Annotated in this window: 21 protein-coding genes; 14 read left to right on the forward strand and 7 right to left on the reverse strand. The window is 75.2% G+C overall.

The annotated features are described in order from the left end of the window. The first annotated feature begins 8 nt into the window (after positions 1 to 8). From speD to ATL51_RS04035, 8 genes are all read left to right on the forward strand, one after another. The gene (gene speD, locus ATL51_RS04000; protein ID WP_253069353.1) at positions 9 to 1,325 is read left to right on the forward strand and encodes an adenosylmethionine decarboxylase; all 1,317 of its coding nucleotides are present in this window, start codon (positions 9 to 11) and stop codon (positions 1,323 to 1,325) included. Positions 1,326 to 1,518: 193 nt separating this feature from the next. Next, entirely contained in the window at positions 1,519 to 2,502 is a 984-nt protein-coding gene (locus tag ATL51_RS04005) for an SGNH/GDSL hydrolase family protein (protein ID WP_218899171.1), read from the forward strand. 41 nt (positions 2,503 to 2,543) lie between these two features. After that, positions 2,544 to 4,883 (forward strand): FUSC family protein, encoded by a 2,340-nt coding sequence (locus ATL51_RS04010; protein ID WP_157818217.1) that lies wholly within the window; start codon positions 2,544 to 2,546, stop codon positions 4,881 to 4,883. A gap of 9 nt (positions 4,884 to 4,892) precedes the next feature. Next, the gene (locus ATL51_RS04015; protein WP_073574806.1) at positions 4,893 to 5,633 is read left to right on the forward strand and encodes an enoyl-CoA hydratase; all 741 of its coding nucleotides are present in this window, start codon (positions 4,893 to 4,895) and stop codon (positions 5,631 to 5,633) included. Between the two features lie 230 nt (positions 5,634 to 5,863). Next, complete coding sequence (locus tag ATL51_RS04020) at positions 5,864 to 6,331, forward strand: L,D-transpeptidase (RefSeq protein ID WP_301548880.1); 468 nt, start codon at positions 5,864 to 5,866, stop codon at positions 6,329 to 6,331. A gap of 76 nt (positions 6,332 to 6,407) precedes the next feature. Then, complete coding sequence (locus ATL51_RS04025; RefSeq protein ID WP_100880464.1) at positions 6,408 to 6,749, forward strand: BlaI/MecI/CopY family transcriptional regulator; 342 nt, start codon at positions 6,408 to 6,410, stop codon at positions 6,747 to 6,749. 79 nt (positions 6,750 to 6,828) lie between these two features. After that, complete coding sequence (locus ATL51_RS04030; protein ID WP_100877708.1) at positions 6,829 to 7,734, forward strand: M56 family metallopeptidase; 906 nt, start codon at positions 6,829 to 6,831, stop codon at positions 7,732 to 7,734. Continuing rightward, a complete protein-coding gene (locus tag ATL51_RS04035; protein WP_157818218.1) occupies positions 7,731 to 8,519 on the forward strand; it encodes a DUF6885 family protein in 789 nt (262 codons plus the stop codon). The genes ATL51_RS04030 and ATL51_RS04035 overlap by 4 nt, the downstream gene beginning before the upstream one ends. Positions 8,520 to 8,521: 2 nt before the next feature. On the opposite strand, the gene ATL51_RS04040 is transcribed toward ATL51_RS04035, so the two are convergent. Both ATL51_RS04040 and ATL51_RS04045 read right to left on the reverse strand, forming a co-directional pair. Continuing rightward, entirely contained in the window at positions 8,522 to 9,697 is a 1,176-nt protein-coding gene (locus ATL51_RS04040; RefSeq protein ID WP_100877710.1) for an oxygenase MpaB family protein, read from the reverse strand. Then, positions 9,694 to 10,344 (reverse strand): TetR/AcrR family transcriptional regulator, encoded by a 651-nt coding sequence (locus ATL51_RS04045; protein WP_073574811.1) that lies wholly within the window; start codon positions 10,342 to 10,344, stop codon positions 9,694 to 9,696. The genes ATL51_RS04040 and ATL51_RS04045 overlap by 4 nt, the downstream gene beginning before the upstream one ends. 103 nt (positions 10,345 to 10,447) lie before the next feature. Here ATL51_RS04045 and ATL51_RS04050 point away from each other — a divergent pair, with 103 nt between their 5' ends. Together ATL51_RS04050 and ATL51_RS04055 are read left to right on the forward strand one after the other, a co-directional pair. Next, positions 10,448 to 11,842: a sigma 54-interacting transcriptional regulator gene (locus ATL51_RS04050; protein WP_100880465.1), complete on the forward strand. Its 1,395-nt coding sequence runs from the start codon at positions 10,448 to 10,450 to the stop codon at positions 11,840 to 11,842. Next, the gene (locus tag ATL51_RS04055) at positions 11,835 to 13,793 is read left to right on the forward strand and encodes a vWA domain-containing protein (RefSeq protein WP_100877711.1); all 1,959 of its coding nucleotides are present in this window, start codon (positions 11,835 to 11,837) and stop codon (positions 13,791 to 13,793) included. Before ATL51_RS04050 ends, ATL51_RS04055 begins: the two co-directional genes overlap by 8 nt. 133 nt (positions 13,794 to 13,926) lie before the next feature. Here the strand turns inward: ATL51_RS04055 and ATL51_RS04060 are convergent, their stop codons facing one another. The 3 genes from ATL51_RS04060 to ATL51_RS04070 all read right to left on the reverse strand — a co-directional run bounded on the left by ATL51_RS04060 (position 13,927) and on the right by ATL51_RS04070 (position 16,567). Beyond that, positions 13,927 to 14,805, reverse strand: a complete 879-nt coding sequence (locus ATL51_RS04060; protein ID WP_100877712.1) for an NAD(P)H-binding protein — start codon at positions 14,803 to 14,805, stop codon at positions 13,927 to 13,929. Between the two features lie 95 nt (positions 14,806 to 14,900). Continuing rightward, on the reverse strand, positions 14,901 to 15,680 hold the full coding sequence (locus ATL51_RS04065; protein ID WP_392567356.1) for a transporter substrate-binding domain-containing protein: 780 nt from the start codon (positions 15,678 to 15,680) through the stop codon (positions 14,901 to 14,903). 11 nt (positions 15,681 to 15,691) lie between these two features. Further along, on the reverse strand, positions 15,692 to 16,567 hold the full coding sequence (locus ATL51_RS04070) for a LysR family transcriptional regulator (RefSeq protein ID WP_073575310.1): 876 nt from the start codon (positions 16,565 to 16,567) through the stop codon (positions 15,692 to 15,694). Positions 16,568 to 16,646: 79 nt separating this feature from the next. Here ATL51_RS04070 and ATL51_RS04075 point away from each other — a divergent pair, with 79 nt between their 5' ends. The 4 genes from ATL51_RS04075 to ATL51_RS04090 all read left to right on the forward strand — a co-directional run bounded on the left by ATL51_RS04075 (position 16,647) and on the right by ATL51_RS04090 (position 19,562). Continuing rightward, positions 16,647 to 17,639 carry a bile acid:sodium symporter family protein gene (locus ATL51_RS04075; RefSeq protein ID WP_301548881.1) on the forward strand — a complete coding sequence of 331 codons (993 nt, stop codon included), beginning with the start codon at positions 16,647 to 16,649 and terminating at the stop codon, positions 17,637 to 17,639. After that, positions 17,636 to 17,815, forward strand: coding sequence for a hypothetical protein (locus ATL51_RS04080; protein WP_100877714.1), 180 nt, complete (start codon positions 17,636 to 17,638; stop codon positions 17,813 to 17,815). The genes ATL51_RS04075 and ATL51_RS04080 overlap by 4 nt, the downstream gene beginning before the upstream one ends. An 88-nt stretch (positions 17,816 to 17,903) precedes the next feature. After that, the gene (gene mshC / locus ATL51_RS04085; protein ID WP_100877715.1) at positions 17,904 to 19,142 is read left to right on the forward strand and encodes a cysteine--1-D-myo-inosityl 2-amino-2-deoxy-alpha-D-glucopyranoside ligase; all 1,239 of its coding nucleotides are present in this window, start codon (positions 17,904 to 17,906) and stop codon (positions 19,140 to 19,142) included. A 57-nt stretch (positions 19,143 to 19,199) separates the two neighbouring features. Further along, entirely contained in the window at positions 19,200 to 19,562 is a 363-nt protein-coding gene (locus ATL51_RS04090) for a DUF2237 family protein (protein WP_073574817.1), read from the forward strand. A gap of 139 nt (positions 19,563 to 19,701) precedes the next feature. On the opposite strand, the gene ATL51_RS04095 is transcribed toward ATL51_RS04090, so the two are convergent. Then, positions 19,702 to 20,859 carry an MFS transporter gene (locus ATL51_RS04095; protein WP_100877716.1) on the reverse strand — a complete coding sequence of 386 codons (1,158 nt, stop codon included), beginning with the start codon at positions 20,857 to 20,859 and terminating at the stop codon, positions 19,702 to 19,704. 13 nt (positions 20,860 to 20,872) lie between these two features. Continuing rightward, positions 20,873 to 21,763: a PAC2 family protein gene (locus ATL51_RS04100; RefSeq protein WP_100877717.1), complete on the reverse strand. Its 891-nt coding sequence runs from the start codon at positions 21,761 to 21,763 to the stop codon at positions 20,873 to 20,875. Between the last annotated feature and the right edge of the window lie 137 nt (positions 21,764 to 21,900).

A 21,900-nucleotide genomic window follows, 5' to 3' on the forward strand; every position in this document is an offset into this window, starting at 1 on the left:
GTCCGGACGTGTCATCCTCCACCTCGCCGATCATGTCCGTGCCCGCCGCCGCGGCCGGAGAACTGCATCCGACCGTCGGGCTCGGGACGGGCGCACCCGCGCTGCCCAGCACGTCGTCACCGGTCGGCAGACACGTCCTGGCCGAGCTCGGCGGCATCGCCCCCGAGATCCTCGACGACTGCGAACGCCTGCGCAGCGACCTGACCGCCGCGCTGACCGAGGCCGGGGCCCAGGTCCGCCAGGTGGTCGTCGAACGGTTCGAGCCGCAGGGGGCGACCGTCGTCGCGGTCCTGGCCGAGTCGCACGCCTCGATCCACACCTGGCCCGAGCACGGCGGCATGCACGTCGACGTGTTCACCTGCGGCGAGAGCGCCGACCCGGTCGACGCCGTGCGCCGCCTCGCCGAACGTGTCGGCGCGACCGACACCGCGCTGCAGGTCGTGGACCGCGGCGGCGCCCCGCGCACCGTCACCGAGCCCCTCTCGCCCGGCCTGACCCGGCGCTGGGACCTCGGCCGGGTCCACCACGTCGCGCACACCGGGTTCCAGCACGTCGTGGTCGCCGACACCGCGCACGGCGTCACCCTCTTCTGCGACGACGAGCGCCAGTCCACCGAGCACACCCAGCTCACCTACCACGAGGCGCTGGTGTGGCCCGGCGCCCTGCTGGCCCGCGAACTGGACCGGGTGCTGATCGTCGGCTCCTCCGAGGGTGTCGCGTCGGAGATGGCGGTCGCTGCCGGTGCGAGCCGGGTCGACCACGTCGACATCGACACCGAGGCCGTCCGGATCTGCGCCGAGCACCTGCCCTACGGCTACACCCCCGAGTCCCTCGCCGCGGCCGAGCGCGGCGACGGCCCGGTGCACCTGACCTACGGCGACGGTCGGCAGTTCGTCCTGGAATCCGACGAGCACTGGGACCTGGTGGTCGTCGACCTGCCCGACGAGCGCCCCGACGAGCCCGACGCCCAGATCAACCGGCTCTACGAGGAGGACTTCGTCCGCGCCTGCGCGCAGCGGCTCACCCCCGGCGGGGTCCTGGTGTTCCAGGCGGGCAGCCCGGCGGTGTGGCGGGACGCGACGCTGCGCTCGGCCTGGCAGCGCTTCGCCACCGTGTTCGGCGAGACCGGCGGGCGCGGGGTCTACATCGGCTGCGAGGAGCACGAGTGGGCCTTCCTCGCCGGTGTCCGCGAGCCGATGGACGACCCCGGCGCGGTCGCCGCCGGGCGGCTCGCGTCGATGCCGTCGCAGCCGGAGCTCTGGGACGCGACCGCGCTGCGGCACCGCCTGGTGGCACCGCTGTCGCTGCGCAGGCTCACCGACTGAGCGAGCCCCGCCCACGGTGCGTGACGGGCCGGGTCGTACCCGGCCCGTCACGTGCGCCGAACGGGGCGTAACCGGTCGGCGACGATGATCGTTGGTCGGTCAGGACCGGCGTGCCCACGCCGGCGACGTCCGACCGGAGGTCCGAGAGCCCGTGCGCCGTCCCCGTCCGTCCCGGTGGCTCGCCGTGGCGACCATGACCCTGCTGAGCTCGGCGGGGATGAGCGCCCTCGCGCCCGCGCAGGCGGAGGCGCCGACCACGTTCGCCGAGACCACGCTGTCCGCGCGCAACCTCGACACCGCCCCGGTCGGGCGCTTCGTCGCCCTGGGCGACTCCTACGCCGCAGGCCCGCTGGTCCCGGTGCAGCAGGGCACGCCGTCCGGGTGCCTGCGCTCCAACCAGAACTACCCGTCGGTGCTCGCGCGCTCGGCCGGCATCGGCCGCTTCACCGACGTGTCCTGCAGCGGCGCGACGACCGAGGACATGACCGCCCCGCAGCAGGTCCAGGCCGGGCCGAACCCGCCGCAGCTCGACGCCCTCGACGGCTCCGAGTCGCTGGTCACCCTGACCATCGGCGGCAACGACATCGGCTTCTCCGGGATCATCGGCGAGTGCGTGCGCCGCTCCTCGGCGAACCTGTTCGGCGCGGCCTGCAAGGACTTCTACACCGCGGGCGGCACCGACCAGCTCGCCGAGCGGATCGACGACACCGAGTCCAAGGTCTCCGACGTGCTCGCGACGATCCGCGACCGGTCGCCCGCCGCACGGGTCGCCGTCGTCGGGTACCCGTCGATCCTCCCGGACACCGGCCCCGGCTGCTACCCGGTCATCCCGTTCAGCCCGGGCGACACCGCCTACCTGCGCGAGACCGAGAAGAAGCTCAACGCGATGCTGGCCGACGCCGCCCGCGACGCCGGTGTCGACTACGTCGACACCTACACCCCGACCATCGGCCACGACGCCTGCACGCTGCCCGGCGTCAAGTGGGTCGAGGGCCTGGTCCCGACCTCGCCCGCCGCGCCGGTGCACCCCAACGCCCAGGGGATGCGCGCGATGGCCGCGGCCGCCGGTGACGTGCTCGGCATCCGGGTCGCCCGGCCCACCTCGCAGCCGGTCCCGGGGGCGACCAACCCGGTGCCGACCGAGTCGCTGCCGCCGCAGGCCCGCACCGCGAACTGAGGCAGGGACCTCCGGCACGCGGTGCGTGTCAGACTCGCACCGTGACGGGGACGGTCGAGCGGGGACGACGTCTGCCGGTGCCGGCCCGGTGGGGCGAGCTGCGGACGTGGGCGGCCGCGGTCGACCCGGGCCACACCCGGCTGCACCTGGCCTCGGTCGCGACCGCGGCGATGCTGCTGGCCGCGGTCGCCGCGAGCGTGCTGCGTGCTCTGACCGGGCAGCCGATCACGATCGTGCTGTTCTCCGTGGTGCTGGCGATGATCAGCAACCTGGCGGTGAACGAGAACGACCTGCGGCGACGGCGGGTCACCACCGCCCTGATGGTCGTGCCCGCCGCGGCGTCGGCGACGGTGTCCGCGCTGCTGTCGACGAACCGGGTCGCGGCCGACGTCGTGTTCGTCCTGGTCATGATGGTCGCCGTCGCGGTCAGGCGGTACGGGCCGCGCGGGGTCGCGCTCGGCATGGCGGCGTTCATGCCGTTCTTCTTCGTGCAGTTCCTGCACGCCGGCCCCGGCGAGCTGCCGTTCCTGCTGGCCGGGGTGGTGATCGGCATCGGCAGCACCTTCCTGCTGCGCTGCCTGGTGTTCACCCGCCGCTCCGAGACCGTCCTGGACGCGCTGTTCCGGGCGTTCGAGGCGCGGCTGCACGCGCTGCTGCTCACCGCGGTCGAGGCGGTGGGGACCACCGCCGGCGAGCCCGACCTCGACCCGCTGGTGCGCGCCCAGGCCCGGCTCAACGAGACCGCGCTGCTGGTGACCGACCGGCTCGACGACACCGACGACGACACCGACGACGGGCCCGATGTCGCGGCCGGCCCCGTCGCGGGCCTACGGCAGTGGATCATCGACTCCGAGCTCGCCGCCGAACGGGTCGCCATGTCGGTCCGCCGGTCGGTCGAGCACCACGACCCGATCCCCGACGACGACCGCGCCGAGCTGGCCGAGGGGTTGCGGGCCCTCGCCGCGGCCACCGCCGTCGGGACGCCCGGCGCGATCGCCGCCCGCCTCTACGACGGCGCACGGTCCGCCGTCGCCGACATCGTGGACCGGCCGGCCGGGGTCGGGCCCGCCGCGCGCGAGCAGCGCATCGGGTTCGCCGTCGTCCGGCTCGCCGACGCGATGCAGACCACCGTCGAGCAGGCCCGCCTGCGGATCGCCGAGCACCACGACACCGACCGGGAGACCGCGGGCGGCGACCCGGCACCCGGGCCCGTCCCCGAACAGGTGCCGCCGCCGGCGGGCCGGGACCGGTTCGGCGGCCTCGCGCTGCACACCCGGCAGGCCGTGCAGGTCGGCGTCGCCACCAGCCTCGCGATCGTCGTCGGCGAGCTGATCTCCCCGGCCCGCTGGTACTGGGCGGTGATCGCCGCGTTCGTGGTGTTCGCCGGCACCGCCAGCCGCGGCGACGTCCTGAGCCGCGGCTGGGCCCGCGCGGTGGGCACCGCGGGTGGGGTCGTGGCGGGGATGCTGCTGGCGCTGCTGGTGGGCGGCAACGTCGTCGCCAGCCTGGCGCTGTTGTTCGTCTGCGTGTTCCTCGCCCTGTACCTGGTGCGGATCTCGCAGGCGATGATGGCGTTCTGGATCACCGCGGTGCTGGCCCTGCTCTACGGAGTGATCGGCCAGTTCAGCGTGCAGACCCTGGTGCTGCGGGTCGAGGAGACCGTGGTCGGCGGCGCGCTGGGCATGCTCGCCGCCTACCTGGTCCTGCCCACCCGGTCGCGCACGGCCTTCGCCGAGGCCCTCGACGACGCCCTCACCGCCGTCGACGTCTCCCTGCGCACCTCGGTCGACGCGGCGCTGGGCCGCCCCGGCGCCGGTGACCCGCTGGAGAAGGCCCGTGCCGTGGACACCGCGGTGGCCACCGTGCGGACCCGCGCGGTGCCGCTGCAGCACCCCGTCGCCCGCAGGCCGCTGCGCCGCGGGGTGCACCACACCGTGCGGGTCGTCGGCGCCGTCGACCACTACACCCGCCAGCTCGCCGCCCAGGCCGCGACCGCGTCGGTGCCCGGCTGGGCCGCGACCCTGGGCCCCGCGGCCGAGCGGGTCCGCGCCGACCTCGACGGCCTGCGCCGCATCCTCGACGACGCCTGGGGCCCCGCCGACCGGCGCGAGCACCCGAGTGGCGCGGGCCCCGCCGACTACGGCGTCGGCTCCGCGGAGGAGCTGCTCGACGCCGCCGAGGCGGACGCGGCGTCACGGACCGCCGCCGGTCCCGGGACCGAGCGGACGCGTCGGCTGACCGCGGCGCGGCTGCTGCGCCGGATCGACCAGCTCGCCGTCGGGCTGGCCCGCGAGCTGTGCGGGCAGACCTGGAGCGAGCCCTCTCCCGCCGCGCGCGGCGCCGGTCACGCGGACGGGTCCGGGGCCGCGGCGGCGGGTTAGGGTCCGGCAGTGATCTCCGTGAGCACCCACGACGACGTCGGTCTGATCGAGCTGAACCGCCCCGAGCGCCGCAACGCCCTGGACATCGCGACCTGCCGGCAGCTGGTCGACGCCGCGGCCGAGGTCCGCGCGGCCGGCGCGCGGGCGGTGGTCGTCGCCGGGAACGGGCCGGCGTTCTGCTCGGGCGCCGACTTCGGCGAGGTCTACACCGACGAGTTCCTCGACGCGCTCTACACCGGGCTGCACGCGGTCGCCGACCTGCCGATGCCGACCGTGGCCGCGGTGACCGGGCCCGCGATCGGCGGCGGGCTGCAGCTGGCCCTGGCCTGCGACCTGCGGGTCGCCGCCCCGGAGGCGGTGTTCGGGCTGCCGACCGCGCGGCTCGGTCTGGCCGTGGACCCGTGGACGATCGAGCGCCTGGTGCAGATCGCCGGCGGCGGCACGGCCCGCAGCCTGTTGCTGGCCTGCGCCACCGTCGACGCCGTCACCGCCCACGCCCGCGGTCTCGCCGACACCCTCGGCGACCGCGACGCCGCCCACGCCCTGGCCCGGGACATCGCGACCATGGCCCCCCTGACCCTGGCCTACAACAAGCGTTCGGTGGACACGTTCGGCCGTGGCGGCCACACCGACCCGGCGGTGGTCGACGGCCTCACCGAGGAGTTCCGCGGATGCTGGGCCGCGGAGGACATCGCCGAGGGGCGCGCCGCCCGCACCGAGAAGCGCGCACCGGTGTTCCGGGGCCGCTGACCGCGGGACCGGACGACGCAGCGACCGTCCGACGCTTCTCGTGCACCGCCGATCGGCGGTATCGGACTCGCCCGTTCAGCTCAAGATCATGTTGGGCTACCGTGGGGAACCAGCCGGTCGCACTGTGCTTCCGGTCGGTCCCGACGGGCCGAGGACGTGGGGCGTGCGCCCGGCGGAGGGGCGGACGGATGCGGGCACGGGGACGGAGCCGGACCACCGGACTCCTCGCGGTGGGCGTCGCTCTGACCGGCGCCCTGACCGCCGGGCTCCTGGCGGGCCCCGCCGTGGCCGAGCCGTCGGAGCAGCCCGATCCCACCGACCGGCAGGTCGCCACCGGCGAGCTCGTCCCGGGCACACCGTGCACCTCCTCGGCGCGGGCATGTGTGGATCTGGAGAGCCGCTCCACCTGGCTGTTCGACGCCGGTCGGGTCGTCGCCGGACCGGTCGCGATGCGCCCCGGCGACCCGGAGGCCCCGACACCGACCGGGACCTTCGCCGTGCAGTGGAAGGCCGAGCAGTGGACCAGCCGGGAACGGCTGACCCAGATGCCGTGGTCGGTGTTCTTCGCCCAGGGCGGCATCGCCTTCCACCAGGGCGACCTCTCCACCCCGTCGGCCGGCTGCGTGAAGCTCGCCGAGACCGATGCGCGCCGGTGGTTCGACTACCTGCAGGTCGGCGACCAGGTGCAGATCCACTGAGTCGCGCCCCGGGTGTGTGAGTCATCTCCCGGAGGGGTTCTACGCGCAGTAGAAAGGTTCGCGTAGGATGACCTTCGTGACGAGTCTGGGCGAGTTGGAGCGGGCGGTCATGAACGTCCTGTGGGAGACCGACCGGGACATGACCGCCCGTGAGGTGCAGGACCAGCTCGCCGACCGCGACCTGGCCACGACGACCGTGCTCACCGTCCTCGGCCGGCTCGAGCGCAAACAGCTGGTCCGGCGGATCCGCGACGGCCGCGCCCACCACTACCGCCCGGTGGCCAGCCGGGAGGACCACGTGGCCGAGCTGATGACCGACGCGCTCGACGACGCGTCAGACCGGGGTGCCGCCCTCGCGCGGTTCCTCGGCTCGATGTCGGAGGAGGAGCGGTCGCGGTTGCGCGACCTGCTCGGCTGAGCCGCCGGCGTTCCACGAGCCCGTCCGGTCGCGGGGGTGATGCAGCGCCGCGCCGCGCACTCCGCGACGATGTGAGGCGATGCAGCTGACCGCGCTCGGACTCGGACTGCTCGGCGTACTGCTCGCCGAGCCGGTCAGTCGTGCCCTGGCCCGGGCGCGCTGGCCCGGCCGCGACCCCGTCGGAGCGCTGCTGCTGTGGCAGGCCGTCGGGCTCGGCGGCGGGATCTCGCTGTTCGGTGCGGGGCTGGCCTACGGGCTGTCGCCGATGGGGCACAGCCTGCCCACCGCGGCGGCGGCGCTGTCGGCATCGGTGGCGGCGGGCGAGTGGCCGGACCGGATGGACCCGCTGCACGTGGGTGCCCTGTTGATCGCGCTCGGGGTGCTGGTGCGGCTGCTGTCGGTCCTGGTGATCACCACGGTGCGGACGCTGCGGGCCCGCCGGCGCCACCGCGACCTGCTCGACGTGCTCGCCACGCCGTGGCCGCACGCCTCCGGTACCCGTGTCCTCGACCATCCCGTCCCGGTCGCCTACTGCCTGCCCGGGCGCAGCTCCCGGCTCGTGGTGTCGGCGGGGGTCCTGGACACCCTCGACACCGCCGGGGTCGTCGCGGTGCTGGCCCACGAGCGGGCGCACCTGCGTGAGCGGCACGACCTGGTCGTGCTCCCCTTCGTCGCGTGGGGGGCGACGGCGCCGTTCGTGCGCGGCATGGTGCACGCCCAGCTCGCGGTGGCCCGGCTGATCGAGATGCGGGCCGACGACGTCGCCCGCAGGCTGTGCGACCCGACCGAGCTGGCGACCGCGCTCAAGGCCGTCGGCGGGTCCGCGCCGGCGGCGGCGCTGTCGTCGTTCACCGACGCGTTGGAGGCCCGCATCGACCGGATCACCGCCCCGCCCCCCGCGCTGCCGCGCGTCGTGCACGGGCTGATCCGGCTGGTCGCCCTCGCGCTGGTCGTTGTGCCGGTGTGGCTGCTGGTCGCCCCATGAGCACTCCGGTGCCCGGCCCGGTCCGTGCGTTCCCCGGGGCGGAGGCGCTGCTGCGGGTGCACGCGGCGTCGCTGCCCCAGCCCGACCAGCTGGCCGGGCCGTTCGTCGCCCGGCTGCTGGTGGCCGCGCTGTCGTCGCTGCCGGCACCGACGGTGGCCGCCTTCGCGCACGCGGCGGGCACCCGGGTGCGGGTCGGCGACGACGTGTCGTCGCGGCCGCCCGGGGCGCCGGCGGACGCCGACTACCTGCGGGGCCTGCCGGTCGCCGCGGACGACGAGCGGGCGGGCACCCCGGTCGCCGGTCTCGGTCGTGCGGTCGAGGAGTTCTCCGGGGAGTCGCTCGCCGCGGTCCCGGCCACGGGGGACTGGACCGCTGCGCGCCTGACCGCGCTGCTCGACGCCGTCACCGCCGTCACCGCCGACGGCCCGGTCGGCGTGCTGGCCGCCCTGTGGACCGGGGAGCTGGTCGCCGCGGGCACCCCGGTCGCCGACCTCGACGCCGGGGTCCGGCCGGGGCCGGACTGGTCGGTCGCGCACGTCGTCGCGCTGTGGGGGAGCCGGGACGGGCCGGGCGGGCCGCTGCTCGCCGTCGCCGACACCTACCCGCAGCTCGGCTCGCCGGACCTCGGGCCGGGGCTGCACCTGCAGCCGACCGACCGGGTCGCGGTCGCGCTGGGCCACGGCGGCGGCCTGGTCCTGGTCGGGCCGGACCGGCGCCGCGACGCGCTGACCGCGGCCGTCGGGGCCGCCGGGCTGTCCCCGTGCTGGTGGGACGACCCGGCCTGACCTCAGGCGCCGTGCGTCTCGAACAGGGAGGGGCCGCCGCGGTCCTCGGCGAGCAGCGCCCGGGTGGCGGCGACGTTGCGGACCCGCGCGGCCTCCAGCGACGCCGGGCTGCGCCGGACCCACCGGCGCTGCACCGCGACCACCCGCCCCAGGACGGCGACGGCCACCTCCCAGCCGGGGCTGCGCCGCAGACCCAGCCCGGTGGTCACCGCGGCGCCGTGGAAGCGCCGGGCCAGCGCCTGCAGCAGACGGCGCCCCTGCGGCACGGGCAGGCGCAGCGGCTGGACGAGCAGCGCGGCGACGGCCCCGATCAGCGCCCCGGCCAGCGCGCGTGACTCGGGGGCGGGCGGTCCGGTGACGGCGGTGACCAGTGCGTCGAGCTCCTCGGCGTCGGCGTGCGAGGTGACGTCGCGGACCAGCTCGGGATCGATGCCGAGCTGGTGGGCCAGCAGCTGCCAGCAGGCGTAGACCTCGGTGGTCTCGGCGGGGGTGAGCCCGAACCCGATCGTCGCCTCGGCCCGCATCGAGACGAGGGTGAAGTCCAGCCAGGTCCGGACCAGGTCGACCTGGTTGACCGGGGTGCCGTGCACCGCCTCGTCGAGGCCGCGGCCGCGGGCGAGCACGCGCATGCGGGCGTGCAGCATGCGGACCTGCAGGGTGCCGACGTAGCCGGGGCTGCCGGGGCGCATGCCGCCGGGCAGGGTGGCCGCGAGCAGCCAGGTGCCGGTCTCGGTGAGGCGGCGCTCGGCGGACTCCACCAGCCGTCCGGTGGTGCCGAGCAGCACCGCGATCGACGGGGAGCCGTAGGTGCGCAGCAGCGCCCCGGCCGACAGGGACAGGGTGTGCACCGCGGGCGGTGCGGTGAACATGGGCCGGATCCCGGTGTCGAGCATCGCGGGGTCGGTGCCCGCGGGCACCGACTCGGCCGAGGTGAGCAGGGCCGCGAGGGCGGGGGAGGGACCGGTCACCGAGGCGAGCCCGTCGCGGATGCCGCGCTGCAGCGCCGCGGTGAGCGCGCGGCCGCCCTCGCGGCCCGCGGCGCGGATCTCGGCGACCACGGCGTCGGCGAGCGGGTCGCCCGCGGTCCGGGCGCGCACCGCGAGGTCGGCCCGCCGGGGCCCGAAACGGGCGGCGAGGGCGTCGCGGTCGGGCGCGCCGGGGGATCGGGTGGCGGTCACGGGAACCGGTCCTCCTGGGTCTCGTGCGGGGTCTCCTGCGGGACGGCGTGGTCGTCGTGGGTGGTGAGCCCGGCTCCGGCGAGCAGCCGGGCCATCCGGGCCCGCAGCTCGGGCTCGCCCGGCGGGACGGGGGCGAACACGGCCAGCGCGGACAGCCCGAAGACCCCGGCGAACAGCTCGCGGGCCCGTTCCCGGTTCCCGACGTGGTCCTGGATGAGGTCGACCAGCGCCGCGTCGGGTTCCGCGGCGGCCGGGCCGGTGGCGGTGCCGCCGTGGCCCCGGGCGACGCGGACGCGCAGCTCCAGCATGGTCAGGAACACCGGGCGGCGGGGGCCGAGCAGGTCGACCAGGTAGGCGGTGCAGGCGTCGAGCAGGGTCAGGTCACCGGAGCGGGCCCGGCGGGTCAGCTCGCCCAGCCGTGCGACGGCGTCGTGCTCCAGCTCGACGGCGACCGCCTCCAGCAGCGCGTCGAGGGTGCCGAAGTGGTAGGTCGCCGACGCGGCCGACGCACCGGCGCGGTCCGCGACCTGGCGCAGCGTCAGCCGGTCGAAGCCGTGCGCGGTGACGACGTCGACGGCGGCCCGCACCAGCGCGCGACGGGTGTCGGCGCCGCGTCGTCGTCGCCCGTCGGGGGTGGGATCGGCCATACCGACAAACTATCTGTACAACCAGACAGATTCCAGTCCGGCCCGCGGAACACGGTTCCGCGACGACGCGCTGCAGTCCGGAACCGGGCGTAGCGTGGAGATCGTGCCCGTCACACCTGACCTTCCCCGTACCGTCGGTGCGCTGCGTGCGTCCGGTCACGTACAGCGACCCGTGAAGCACGAGATCCGCGACAACCTCCTGGCGGCCCTGCGCGAGGGCCGCGACCCCTGGCCCGGCATCGTCGGCTTCGACGACACCGTCGTCCCGCAGCTCGAGCGGGCGCTGCTCGCCGGCCACGACCTCGTCCTGCTCGGTGAGCGGGGCCAGGGCAAGACCCGCCTGCTGCGGTCGCTGGCCGGCCTGCTCGACGAGTGGACCCCCGTCATCGAGGGCTCCGAGATCGGCGAGCACCCCTACGAGCCGATCGTGCCCGCCTCGATCCGGCGCGCCGCCGAGTTCGGCGACGACCTGCCGGTCGCCTGGGTGCACCGCGACCACCGCTACACCGAGAAGCTCGCCACGCCCGACACCTCGGTCGCCGACCTGATCGGCGACGTCGACCCGGTCAAGGTCGCCGAGGGCCGCTCGCTGGGCGACCCCGAGACCATCCACTTCGGGCTCGTCCCGCGGTCCCATCGCGGCATCGTCGCCATCAACGAGCTGCCCGACCTGGCCGAACGCATCCAGGTCGCGTTGCTCAACGTGATGGAGGAGCGCGACATCCAGGTCCGCGGCTACACGCTGCGGCTGCCGCTGGACGTGCTGCTCGTGGCCAGTGCGAACCCCGAGGACTACACCAACCGCGGGCGGATCATCACCCCGCTCAAGGACCGGTTCGGCGCCGAGGTCCGCACCCACTACCCGCTGGAGCTGGCCCCCGAGGTCGAGCTCGTCGCGCAGGAGGCCGACCTCGTCGCCGAGGTGCCGCGGCACCTGCTCGAGGTCGTCGCCCGGTTCACCCGGCACCTGCGCGACTCGTCCGCGGTCGACCAGGGCTCGGGGGTGTCGGCCCGGTTCGCCGTGGCCGCGGCCGAGACCGTCGCCGCCGCGGCGCTGCGCCGTGCCGCGCTGACCGGCGAGGAGACGGCCTACGCCCGCCCGGTCGACCTGGAGTCGGTCCCGGCCGTGCTCCGCGGCAAGATCGAGTTCGCGTCGGGGGAGGAGGGCCGCGAGGACGAGGTGCTCGAGCACCTGCTGCGCCGCGCGACCGCCGACACCGCCCGCTTCGCGCTGCGCGGCGTCGACCTCGACGAGCTGGCCGTGGAGGTGTCCACCCGCCCGGTCCGCACCGGCGAGCGCATCCCCGCCCGCCACGTCGTCGCCGCCCTGCCGCGGGTCGACGCGCTGACCGAGATCGCCGCGAAGCTCGGCGCCGCGGGCACCGAGGACCCGGGCCCGATGGCCTCGGCCGCGGAGCTGGCGCTGGAGTACCTGTTCCTGACCCGCAAGCTGGCCAAGGATGAGTCCGACGACGGTGACACGGTGTCGTATGGCTGATCCCCGGCGTCGTCGCCGCCGGTACGCCTACGGCCCCTACGCGGGCGGGCCCGACCCGCTGGCGCCGCCGTACGACATCCGGGCGGCGATGGACCAGATCGGCCGCGACGTCATGGAGGGCTCCTCGCCGCGTCAGGCGCTGCAGGAGCTGCTCCGTCGTGGCCTCGACGGGCGGCGCGGGCTCGACGACCTCACCCGCCGGGTGTGGGAGCGGCGCCGGGACCTGCAGCGCGACAACCGCATCGACGGGACGCTGCAGGAGGTCCGTGAGCTGCTGCAACGGGCCCTCGACGCCGAGCGCGAGGCGCTGGGCAACGAGGACTCCGACGACGCGCGGTTCCGCGAGATGCAGCTCGACGCCCTGCCGCCCGACACCGGCGGCTCGGTGCGGGAGCTGAATGAGTACGACTGGCGCTCCTCCGACGCCCGCGAGGCCTACCAGGAGATCCGCGACCTGCTCGGCCGGGAGCTGCTCGACCAGCGCTTCGAGGGCATGAAGCAGGCCATGCAGAACGCCACCCCGGAGGACGTCGAGCGGATCAACGCGATGCTCGCCGACCTCAACGACCTGCTCGACCGGCACGCCCGCGGCGAGGACACCACCGAGCAGTTCGCCGAGTTCATGGGCAAGCACGGCGAGCACTTCCCGGAGAACCCGCAGAACACCGAGGAGCTGGTCGACGCGCTCGCCGCCCGGGCCGCCGCGGCCCAGCGGATGATGAACTCGATGTCGGCCGAGCAGCGCGCCGAGCTGGCCGAGCTGGCCCAGCAGGCGTTCGGTGACCCGCGGCTGTCGGAGTCGCTGGCCCGGCTCGACGCCCAGCTGCAGGGCCTGCGCCCGGGCGAGGACTGGTCGGGGGAGGGCGACTTCCGCGGCGAGAACCCGATGGGCATGGGCGAGGGGACCCGCGCGATGGAGGAGCTGGGGCAGCTCGACGCCCTGGCCGAACAGCTCGCGCAGAGCTACCCGGGCGCGCGGATGGAGGACATCGACCTCGACGCGCTCACCGAGATGCTCGGCCCGGAGGCCGCCGCCGACGCCCGCACCCTGGCCGAGCTGGAACGCGAGCTGCAGCGCCAGGACCTGTTCCGCCGCGCCCCCGACGGCTCGCTGATGCTCTCGCCCAAGGCGCTGCGGACGCTCGGGCAGTCGGTGCTGCGCGACGTCGCCGACCGGATCTCCGGGCGGCAGGGGCAGCGCGACACCCGGCGTGCCGGGGCGGCGGGCGACGCGACCGGGTCGACCCGGCCGTGGGCCTTCGGCGACACCCAGGCCTGGTCGGTGCCGCGGACGCTGCTCAACGCCCAGCTGCGCCGCGCCGGCGGCGACGACCGGGCACTCGACGTGTCCGACGTCGAGATCGTCGAGACCGAGCAGCGCACCCGGGCTGCGGTGACGCTGCTGGTCGACACGTCGTGGTCGATGGTGGCCGAGGGGCGCTGGGTGCCGATGAAGCGCACCGCGCTGGCGCTGCACCAGCTCATCTCCACCCGGTTCCGCGGCGACGACCTGTCGCTGATCACCTTCGGGCGGCACGCGCAGACCGTGGACCTGGCCGAGCTGATCGGGCTGGAGGGCGTGTACATGCAGGGCACCAACCTGCACCACGCGCTGCTCCTGGCCCGGGAGCGGCTGGCCCGCCAGCCCGACGCGACGCCGGTCGTCCTGGTGGTGACCGACGGCGAGCCGACCGCGCACCTGGAACCCGACGGCGAGGCGTTCTTCGACTACCCGCCCAGCCCGCACACGCTGCGGGCGACGGTGGACGGCCTGGACCGGCTGATCGGGATGGACGCGGCGTTCACGTTCTTCGTGCTCGGTGACGACCCGGGGCTGCTGTCGTTCGTGAACCGGCTCGCGCGCCGCGCCGGGGGACGGGTGGTGCAGCCCGACCTCGACGGCCTCGGCGCGGAGGTGGTCTCGGACTACCTGCGCCGCCGCACCGGCTGACCGCGCGGCGACCCGTCGCGTGCCCCGGCACCCCACGCGTGGGTCGCCGCGGTACGCGACGGGTCGCCGCGGCACGTGACAGGTCACCGTGGGACACGACGGGACGCTGCGGGTACCCGGTGGACCCGTGGGATCAGGCGGGACCGGGGGTCAGGTGTTCCGCGGCCCAGGCGCGCAGCGTCGTGGGGGTCGTCGACACCGCGTCGCGGCGCTGCTCGGGGAGGTACCCGGGGGCCGAGAGGCGTTCGGCCATCCCGGCGACCGCGTCGATCTCCGGTGCCGTCATGCCGAGGCCGGCCAGCATCGACCGGAACCCGTCGCGGGGCAGGTGCGTCGCGCGGACCGGGTGGCCGAGTACCCCGGTGAGCACTGCCGCGGCGTCGTCGAACGTCAGGTCCGCCGGCCCGTGCACGGCCTGTACCAACCGCCCCGACCACACCGGCCCGAGCAGCCGCACCGCGGCGACGGCGGCGACGTCACCGGGCGCGACCCAGGGCAGCGGGTGATCGAGCGGCCACGGCGTCGACAGCGTCCCGCCGGCGATCTCGTCGGCCGACATCAGCAGGTTCGACATGAAGTAGCCGCACCGCAGGTGCAGCACCGGGGCGCCGGTCGCGTCGAGCGCCTGCTCGGTCGCGGCCAGGCCGTCGATGTCCCCGGCGCCGCGGCGCAGCTCCGCGCCACCGCTGCTCTGCAGCACCGTCGCGCCGATCCCGTTGCAGCGCACGGCCTCCGCGACGACTGCGGCGCAGGCTCCCTGGTGGGCGAGCGGGTCGGTGCCGGGCGGTGCGGGCGGGTTCACCCAGTACAGCCGGTCCGCGCCGAGCGTGGCGCCGACGACGGCGTCGGCGTCGGTCTGGTCCGCGACCACCGGCTCGACCAGCCCGGCGAGGTCCGGGGGCAGCCGGGCCGGGTCGCGGAGCAGGGCCACCGGGTGCAGCCCGGCCTGGAGGAGCAGGCGCAGCAACCGGGAGCCGACGGTGCCGGTCGGTGTCGTCACCACGATGCGCATGCCCGCACCGTCGCACGGGGGTCCGACAGCCACACCCGTTCCCCGGCGGCCACACCTGTCGTGACGGGTGTGGCCGCCCGGCAGGGGGTGTGGACTCAGCCGAGCCAGGGGCGGGCGAGGCGGTCCCAGGTGCCGTCGGTGCGCGCCGCGCGCAGCCAGGTGTTCACCCGCTCGGTGAAGGACGGGTCGCCGGCCGGGGTCAGGTAGGCCTTCTCCGACGCGGTGAACGGGGCGTCGGGGTGCACCGCGCACAGCACCCCGGGGTGCTGTGCGGCCTGCCAGCGGGTCTCGATCGCGTCGGTGACCATCAGGTCCGCGCGACCGGCCACGATCTCGTCGAAGATCGTGGAGTTGTCCGGGTGGTCCACGATCGTCGCGCGGGTGAAGGTCTCCCGGGCGAAGCGCTCGTTGGTCCCGCCCGGGTTCACCACGACCCGGACGCCGGGCCGGTCGATGTCGGCGACCGTGCCGTAGCGGGCGACGTCGGGGCAGCGCGCGATCGGCGTCTTGCCGTCGCGCAGGTAGGGCTCGGTGAACACGGCCCGCTCCGCGCGGTCCGGGGTGACCGAGACGCCACCGACGGCGATGTCGCAGCGCCCGGCGACGACGTCGTCGAGCAGGGTCGCCCAGGTCGTGCGGACCAGCTCGGCGCGGGCACCGAGCTCGGCGGCGAGGTCGCGGGCCATGTCGACGTCGATCCCGGACCAGGTGCCGTCCGCGGCCAGTGCGGTCAGCGGCCGGTAGTCCCCGGTCGAGCAGACCCGCAGCACGTGCGACGCCGCGACCCGGTCCAGCGTCGGGGACCCCGGTGCGGCGGGCGCACCGCATCCGGCGACCAGCATCGCGAGCAGCAGGACGATCGGCAGGCGGCGCACGGCCCGGGACCCTAGCCGCCGTTCGGGGGTGTCCACGACTCCGGACGGAGGTCTGCGGTGCGGATGCTGCGGACCAGCGCCTCGGCCGGGTCGCTGCGCCGCCGTCCGTGCGCGAGCACCAGCTCGACCGGGCCCAGCTCGGGCAGCCCGGCACGGTCCCCGACGACCTCCAGCCCGTCGGGGACCAGCGTCGCGGCGTGCGCGAGCACACCCAGACCGGCGAGGGCGGCGGCCCGCAGGCCGGACAGGCTGCCGCTGGTGCAGGCCATCCGCCACGGCCGCCCGACCGCCTCCAGGGCCCCGACGGCGGCGGTGCGCGACAGGCTCGGCGGGGGGTAGGCGACGACCGGTACCGGGTCGCCGGGGCCGAGCGGAAGTCCGGGCGCCCCGACCCAGACGAAGCGGTCGCGGCGGACGACCAGCCGGCCGTCGTCGGGGCCGGGGAGGCGCTTGGCGAACATCAGGTCCAGCTCCCCGGCGTCGAGGCGGTGTTCGAGCCCGCCGGCCAGACCGACGGTCAGCTCCAGGTCGACCTCGGGGTGGCGGCGGCGGAAGTCCGCGAGCACCGCGGGCAGCCGGGTCAGGACCAGGTCCTCCGACACCCCGAACCGCACCCGGCCGTGCACCCGCGACGCCCGGAAGTGGGCCATCGCCCGGTCACCCGCGTCGAGGATGGTGGCGGCGAACTCCAGCATCGCCTCGCCGTCGACGGTGAGCGACACCGAGTGGGTGTCGCGGTCGAGCAGCGGGCGGCCGACCGTCGCCTCCAGGCGCCGCACGTGCTGGCTCACGGTGGACTGTCCGACGCCGAGCGTGGCGGCGGCCCGGGTGAAGCTGCGGGCACGCGCGACGGCGGCGAACGACCGCAGCTGGACGGGGTCGAGCATCCGGTCATCATAGATCGCGGACACAGTCATGGTGATCAGTTGGTTTCCCGATGGGCGGACGGCTTGCAGGATGGAACCCATGCGAGTCCGTCCCGATCCGTTCCTGGTGTTGCTCCTCGTGACCGTCGGCGTCGCGTCGCTGTTCCCCGCGCGCGGCGCGATGGTCGGGGTCGTCGACGTCGCCGTCACCGCCGCGATCGCCTTGCTGTTCTTCCTCTACGGCGCCCGCCTCTCCGCCGCCGAGGCGCTGGGCGGGCTGCGGAACTGGCGGCTGCACGGCACCGTCCTGGCGGCGACGTTCGTGCTGTTCCCATTGCTCGGCCTGTCGGTGCTGCTGCTGCCGGAGTGGCTGCTGCCCGCACCGCTCGCCGCCGGCGTCGTGTTCCTGTGCTGTCTGCCGTCGACCGTGCAGTCCTCGATCGCCTTCACCGGCATCGCCCGCGGCAACGTGCCCGCCGCGATCGTCGCGGCGTCGGTGTCGAACGTGCTCGGGGTGGTCCTCACCCCTGTGCTGGCCGCGCTGCTGCTGGCCACCAGCGGCGGGTTCGACGCGTCGAGCTTCGGTGACATCGCGCTGCGCCTGCTGGTGCCCTTCCTCGCCGGGCAGGCCGCACGGCCGCTCATCGGCCGGTTCGTGGCCCGGCACAGGAAGCGGCTGTCGCTGGTGGACCGCGGGTCGATCCTGCTCGTCGTCTACGCCGCGTTCAGCGAGGGCGTCGTCGCCGGGATCTGGGGACGGCTCACCCCGGTCTCGCTGCTCGTGCTGCTCGGGATCTGCCTGCTGCTGCTCGCGCTGGCGCTCGTGGTGACCTCGCTCGGGGCCCGCGCGCTCGGTTTCGACGACGCCGACCGCATCGCGATCGTGTTCTGCGGGTCGAAGAAGTCGCTGGCCAGCGGGCTGCCGATCGCCGGTGTGCTGTTCGGCGGCCCCGCCGGGGCGCTGGTGGTGCTGCCGCTCATGCTGTTCCACCAGATCCAGCTGATGGCGTGCGCGATGATCGCCGACCGGGTCGGCCGGCGCCGCGCGGCGCTCGACACCGACCGGGCCGCCGGAGCACCATCGCGGGCGTGACGCCGTCCGCCTGCCGTCTCTGCGACGCCCCCGGTCCCGACGACGCCGGGGTCGCCGCCGTCGCGGGCTGGGTGACCGACCGCGACGAGCGCGACCGCGACGGCCGGCTGTGCCCGGCCTGCGCACGCAGGCACGTCCGCGACATCGAGGCCAAGCTCGACGTCGAGTGGTGGTGACCGGCACCCCGTCCCGCACCGGAATCTGCGACGGACGCCGCGCGTTCGCATGCGTGACCGCTTCCGAGAGCTAGGTAGGTTTGACCGCATGGAGACCTGGGCCCCGACCGACGTCCCGGCACTGGAGGGCAGCGGCCCGCCGCTGCGCCTGCACGACACCGCCACCGGCCGGGTCCGGCCCACGGCGCCGGGCCCGGTCGCGACGATGTACGTCTGCGGGATCACCCCCTACGACGCGACCCACCTCGGCCACGCCGCCACCTACCTGACGTTCGACCTGGTCAACCGCTACTGGCGCGACCTCGGCCACGACGTGCACTACGTCCAGAACGTCACCGACATCGACGAGCCGCTGCTGGAGCGCGCCGAGCGCGACCAGGACGACTGGGTCGTGCTGGGCCTGCGCGAGACCGCCCTGTTCCGCGAGGACATGGAGGCGCTGCGCGTTCTGCCGCCCCGCCAGTTCGTCGGTGCCGTCGAGGCGATCCCCGAGATCGCCGAGCTGGTCGAGAAGCTCGTCGCCGCCGGCGCGGCCTACCGGATCGACGACCCGGAGTACCCCGACGTCTACCACGACGTCACCGCCACCGGGCACTTCGGCTACGAGTCGAACTACGACCTGGACACCATGCTGAGGTTCTCCGCCGAGCGCGGCGGCGACCCGGACCGGCCGGGCAAGCGCAATCGGCTCGACCCGCTGCTGTGGCGCACCGCGCGCCCCGGCGAGCCCGCCTGGGACTCCGGCCTCGGCCGCGGTCGCCCCGGCTGGCACGTGGAGTGCGCCGCGATCGGCCTGAACCGGCTCGGCCCGCAGATCGACCTCAACGGCGGCGGCTCGGACCTGATCTTCCCGCACCACGAGTGCGGCGCCCTGCACACCGAGTCCCTCACCGGTGAGCACCCGTTCGCCCGGCACTACGTGCACACCGGCATGATCGGCCTCGACGGCGAGAAGATGTCGAAGTCCAAGGGCAACCTGGTCTTCGTCTCCAAGCTGCGCAACGCCCGCGTGGACCCGAACGTCATCCGGGTCGCCCTGCTCGACGGGCACTACCGCACCGACCGGTCCTGGACCGACGAGGTGCACGCGAAGGGCGACCGACGGGTGACCCGCTGGCGCGAGGCCGTCGGCCTCGACGCCGGGCCGGACGCGGCCGAGCTGGTCGCGAAGCTGCGGACCCACCTCGCCGACGACCTCGACACCCCCGGTGCGCTCGCCGCCGTCGACGCCTGGGCCGAGGAGGCGCTCACCCGCCGCGGTACCGACACCGCGGCCCCCCAGCAGGTGCGCACCGCGCTGGACGCGCTGCTCGGCGTGAACCTGTAGCCGGTCCGGTACCCGTCCCGACCGGCAGGGCGGGCGCCCGGCCGGGAGACTCCACGGATGGCCCTCAACGTGCTGGGCGGTGAGCTGGAGACCTGCGGGACCGATCCGCTCACCGGCTTCTACCGCAACGGATGCTGCGACACCGGGGGCGAGGACGCGGGCGTGCACACCGTCTGCGCCCGCGTCACCGCCGAGTTCCTCGACTTCTCCCGCGAGCAGGGCAACGACCTGACGACCCCGAACCCGCGGTTCGGGTTCCCCGGCCTGGTGCCGGGGGACCGGTGGTGCCTGTGCGCGAGCCGCTGGGCCGAGGCGCTGCGTGAGGGCGCCGCACCGCCGGTGGTGCTCGAGGCGACGCACGCCCGCACCCTCGAGTGGGTCGACCTCGACGACCTGCGGGCGCACGCCGCGCGGCACTGACCGGCTCGCCCGGTCAGGGACCGAGACCCTCCGCGCGTGCCCGGTCCGCGGCGTCGACCCGGTGCGCCACATCCGGGTCCCGGCCGGGAGGGTCGGTCCGTCCCGGCCCGTCGGGACGATCGCTGCGTCCCGGGCCGGGTCAGGACGGTTCCGGGGGCCCGGATCCGTCCGGGCGGCGCCGGGTGCGGACCCCGGTGAGCACCGTCGGCACCCCCGCGGCGAGCAGCGCCGCCGGCACGAGGAATCCCGCCAGCGGATCTGCGTGGTAGACGGGCGTGACCACCACCGGCGACGCCGCGGTCCCGGCGAAGCGCACCGCCTGCACCACCGACACCGCGCCGCCGCTGTTCGGTCTGCCCGACCCCAGGACCAGGGCGTTCACCCCGACGAGGATCAGCTGGCTGCAGATCCCGCCCAGTGCCCAGAGCGCCACGACGACGCCCAGCACCGGCACGGCGCCGATCAGGGCGACCAGCACCCCGCCGCCGATCGCGCCGGTCAGGACGCAGCGCCGCGGCCCGACCCGGTCCACCGCGCCACCGATCAGCCGAGCGGTGAGGATCCCGGCGATGCCGAGCGCGGTCAGCACCAGCCCACGCGGCCCGGCACCGAGCCCGAAGAACTCCTCCAGCCGCAGCGCGAGCAGGAAGTTGAGCCCGGCGAGACAGCCCCAGCCCAGCCCGGCGACGAGCCCCAGCCGCAGCACCGGCCCGGTCCAGGCCGACCGCAGCCGGGGGCGTTCCCCGGCGTTCCCCCGGGACCCGCCGGACGGGATGCCCACGACGGCGAGCAGCAGAGCCACGGCGGCGGCTCCGCCGAACGCCAGCCGCCAGTCCACCTCGGCGCCCAGCCCGCCCACCAGCGGCGCCGAGGTCTGCCCGGCCGCCTGCAGCGACCCGAACCAGCCCAGCGCCCGGCCCAGCCGGTCCGGCTCCACCGCGGCGGCCAGCGCCGCCAGCAGAACCGGGGTGGTGAACGCGTTCGCGACACCCTGCAGCGCCCGCCCGGCCAGGAAGACCGGCCAGGACACCGCCAGCACGCAGGCCAGCGAGGCGACGACGTAGAGCGCGTACCCGGCGACGACGGTGCGCCCCCGTCCCCAGCGGTCTCCGAGGGTGCCCGAGACGAGCATGACCCCGGCGAACGGCAGCAGGTACGCGGTGATCGACACCGACGCCGTCGCCGTCGGGACGCCGAAGTCGGCGCCCAGCTCCGGCAGCATCGCCGCGGTCAGGCCACCGCCGAAGGGCCCGAGGAAGGCGCCCAGGTACAGCGCCGCCCGGCGCAGCGCCACCACGAGCCGCGGCCCGTCAGGAGTTGGGGCCGCGGCGGCGCAGGTAGCGCTCGAAGTCCGCCGCGATGGAGTCCCCGGAGGTCTCGCGCAGCTCGGTGCGGGCCTCCTCGTCGTCGGACTCCGAGGCCTGCTCCTCCAGCTGGCGCACGTACTCGCGGACCTCGTCGTCGGCGTCGGCCATCTCCGACACGGTCCGCTCCCACTCCTCGGCCTTCTCCGGCAGGACGCCGAGCGGCACCTCGACGTCGAGGGACTCCTCGATCCGGTGCAGCAGCGCGACCGCGGCCTTCGGGACCTGGGCCTGCGAGACGTAGTGCGGCACCTCGGCCCAGTAGGAGACGGCCGGGATGCCGGCCTGCACGCAGGCCTGCTGGAAGACCGCGACGATCCCGGTCGGGCCCTCGTAGTTCGACGGCTCGGTGCCCATCGCCTTCTGCGACTCCGCGTCCCAGGAGGTGCCGTTCACCGGCGTCGGTCGGGTGTGCGGGACCTCGGTGAGCAGGGCTCCCAATGTGATGACCTTCGTCACGCCGAGACGCTCCGCGTGGCCCACCAGTTCCGCGCAGAACGTCTTCCAGCGCAGGTTCGGCTCGATCCCGTTCACCAGGACGACATGCCGGTCGGTGCCCGGCAGCGTCGCCCACGACAGCCGCGTGGTCTGCCACTCGATCCGCCGGGTGACGCCGTCGGCGAGCTTGACGTGCGGGCGCGTGACCTGGAAGTCGTAGTATTCCTCGGGATCGATCGAGGTCAGAGGCTTCGCGTCCCAGCTGAGCTCGAGGTGCTCCAGCGCGGTGCTCGCGGCCTCACCGGCGTCGTTCCAGCCCTCGAACGCCGCGATGAGGACCGGGTCGACCAGGTGCGGAGTGCTGTCGCCGCCCGTGGTGCTCGGCTCTCGGTCGGTCATCGCCCCAGCCTACGACCCCGCGGGCGCACGGCCGGGTTCCCTCCCCGTCACCAGGTACCGTGGTTGATCGTGTCAGCTACGACGGGAGCGGATCACTCGGTGGGCATCTCTTCGGACGACCACAGCACGACCCGCCC

It is taken from the genome of Pseudonocardia alni (genome assembly GCF_002813375.1).
Lineage (GTDB): Bacteria > Actinomycetota > Actinomycetes > Mycobacteriales > Pseudonocardiaceae > Pseudonocardia > Pseudonocardia alni.

Excerpts from the sequence above, each read along its gene's own strand:
- ATL51_RS04070 (WP_073575310.1), bottom strand. The coding sequence starts at position 16,567 with ATGCTCGACCCCGTCCAGCTGCGGTCGTTCGCCGCCGTCGCGCGTGCC.
- ATL51_RS04100 (WP_100877717.1), bottom strand. The coding sequence starts at position 21,763 with ATGACCGACCGAGAGCCGAGCACCACGGGCGGCGACAGCACTCCGCAC.
- ATL51_RS04005 (WP_218899171.1), top strand. The coding sequence starts at position 1,519 with ATGACCCTGCTGAGCTCGGCGGGGATGAGCGCCCTCGCGCCCGCGCAG.
- ATL51_RS04060 (WP_100877712.1), bottom strand. The coding sequence starts at position 14,805 with ATGCGCATCGTGGTGACGACACCGACCGGCACCGTCGGCTCCCGGTTG.
- ATL51_RS04045 (WP_073574811.1), bottom strand. The coding sequence starts at position 10,344 with ATGGCCGATCCCACCCCCGACGGGCGACGACGACGCGGCGCCGACACC.
- mshC (WP_100877715.1), top strand. The coding sequence starts at position 17,904 with ATGGAGACCTGGGCCCCGACCGACGTCCCGGCACTGGAGGGCAGCGGC.
- ATL51_RS04090 (WP_073574817.1), top strand. The coding sequence starts at position 19,200 with ATGGCCCTCAACGTGCTGGGCGGTGAGCTGGAGACCTGCGGGACCGAT.
- ATL51_RS04075 (WP_301548881.1), top strand. The coding sequence starts at position 16,647 with ATGCGAGTCCGTCCCGATCCGTTCCTGGTGTTGCTCCTCGTGACCGTC.
- ATL51_RS04030 (WP_100877708.1), top strand. The coding sequence starts at position 6,829 with ATGCAGCTGACCGCGCTCGGACTCGGACTGCTCGGCGTACTGCTCGCC.
- ATL51_RS04035 (WP_157818218.1), top strand. The coding sequence starts at position 7,731 with ATGAGCACTCCGGTGCCCGGCCCGGTCCGTGCGTTCCCCGGGGCGGAG.
- ATL51_RS04055 (WP_100877711.1), top strand. The coding sequence starts at position 11,835 with ATGGCTGATCCCCGGCGTCGTCGCCGCCGGTACGCCTACGGCCCCTAC.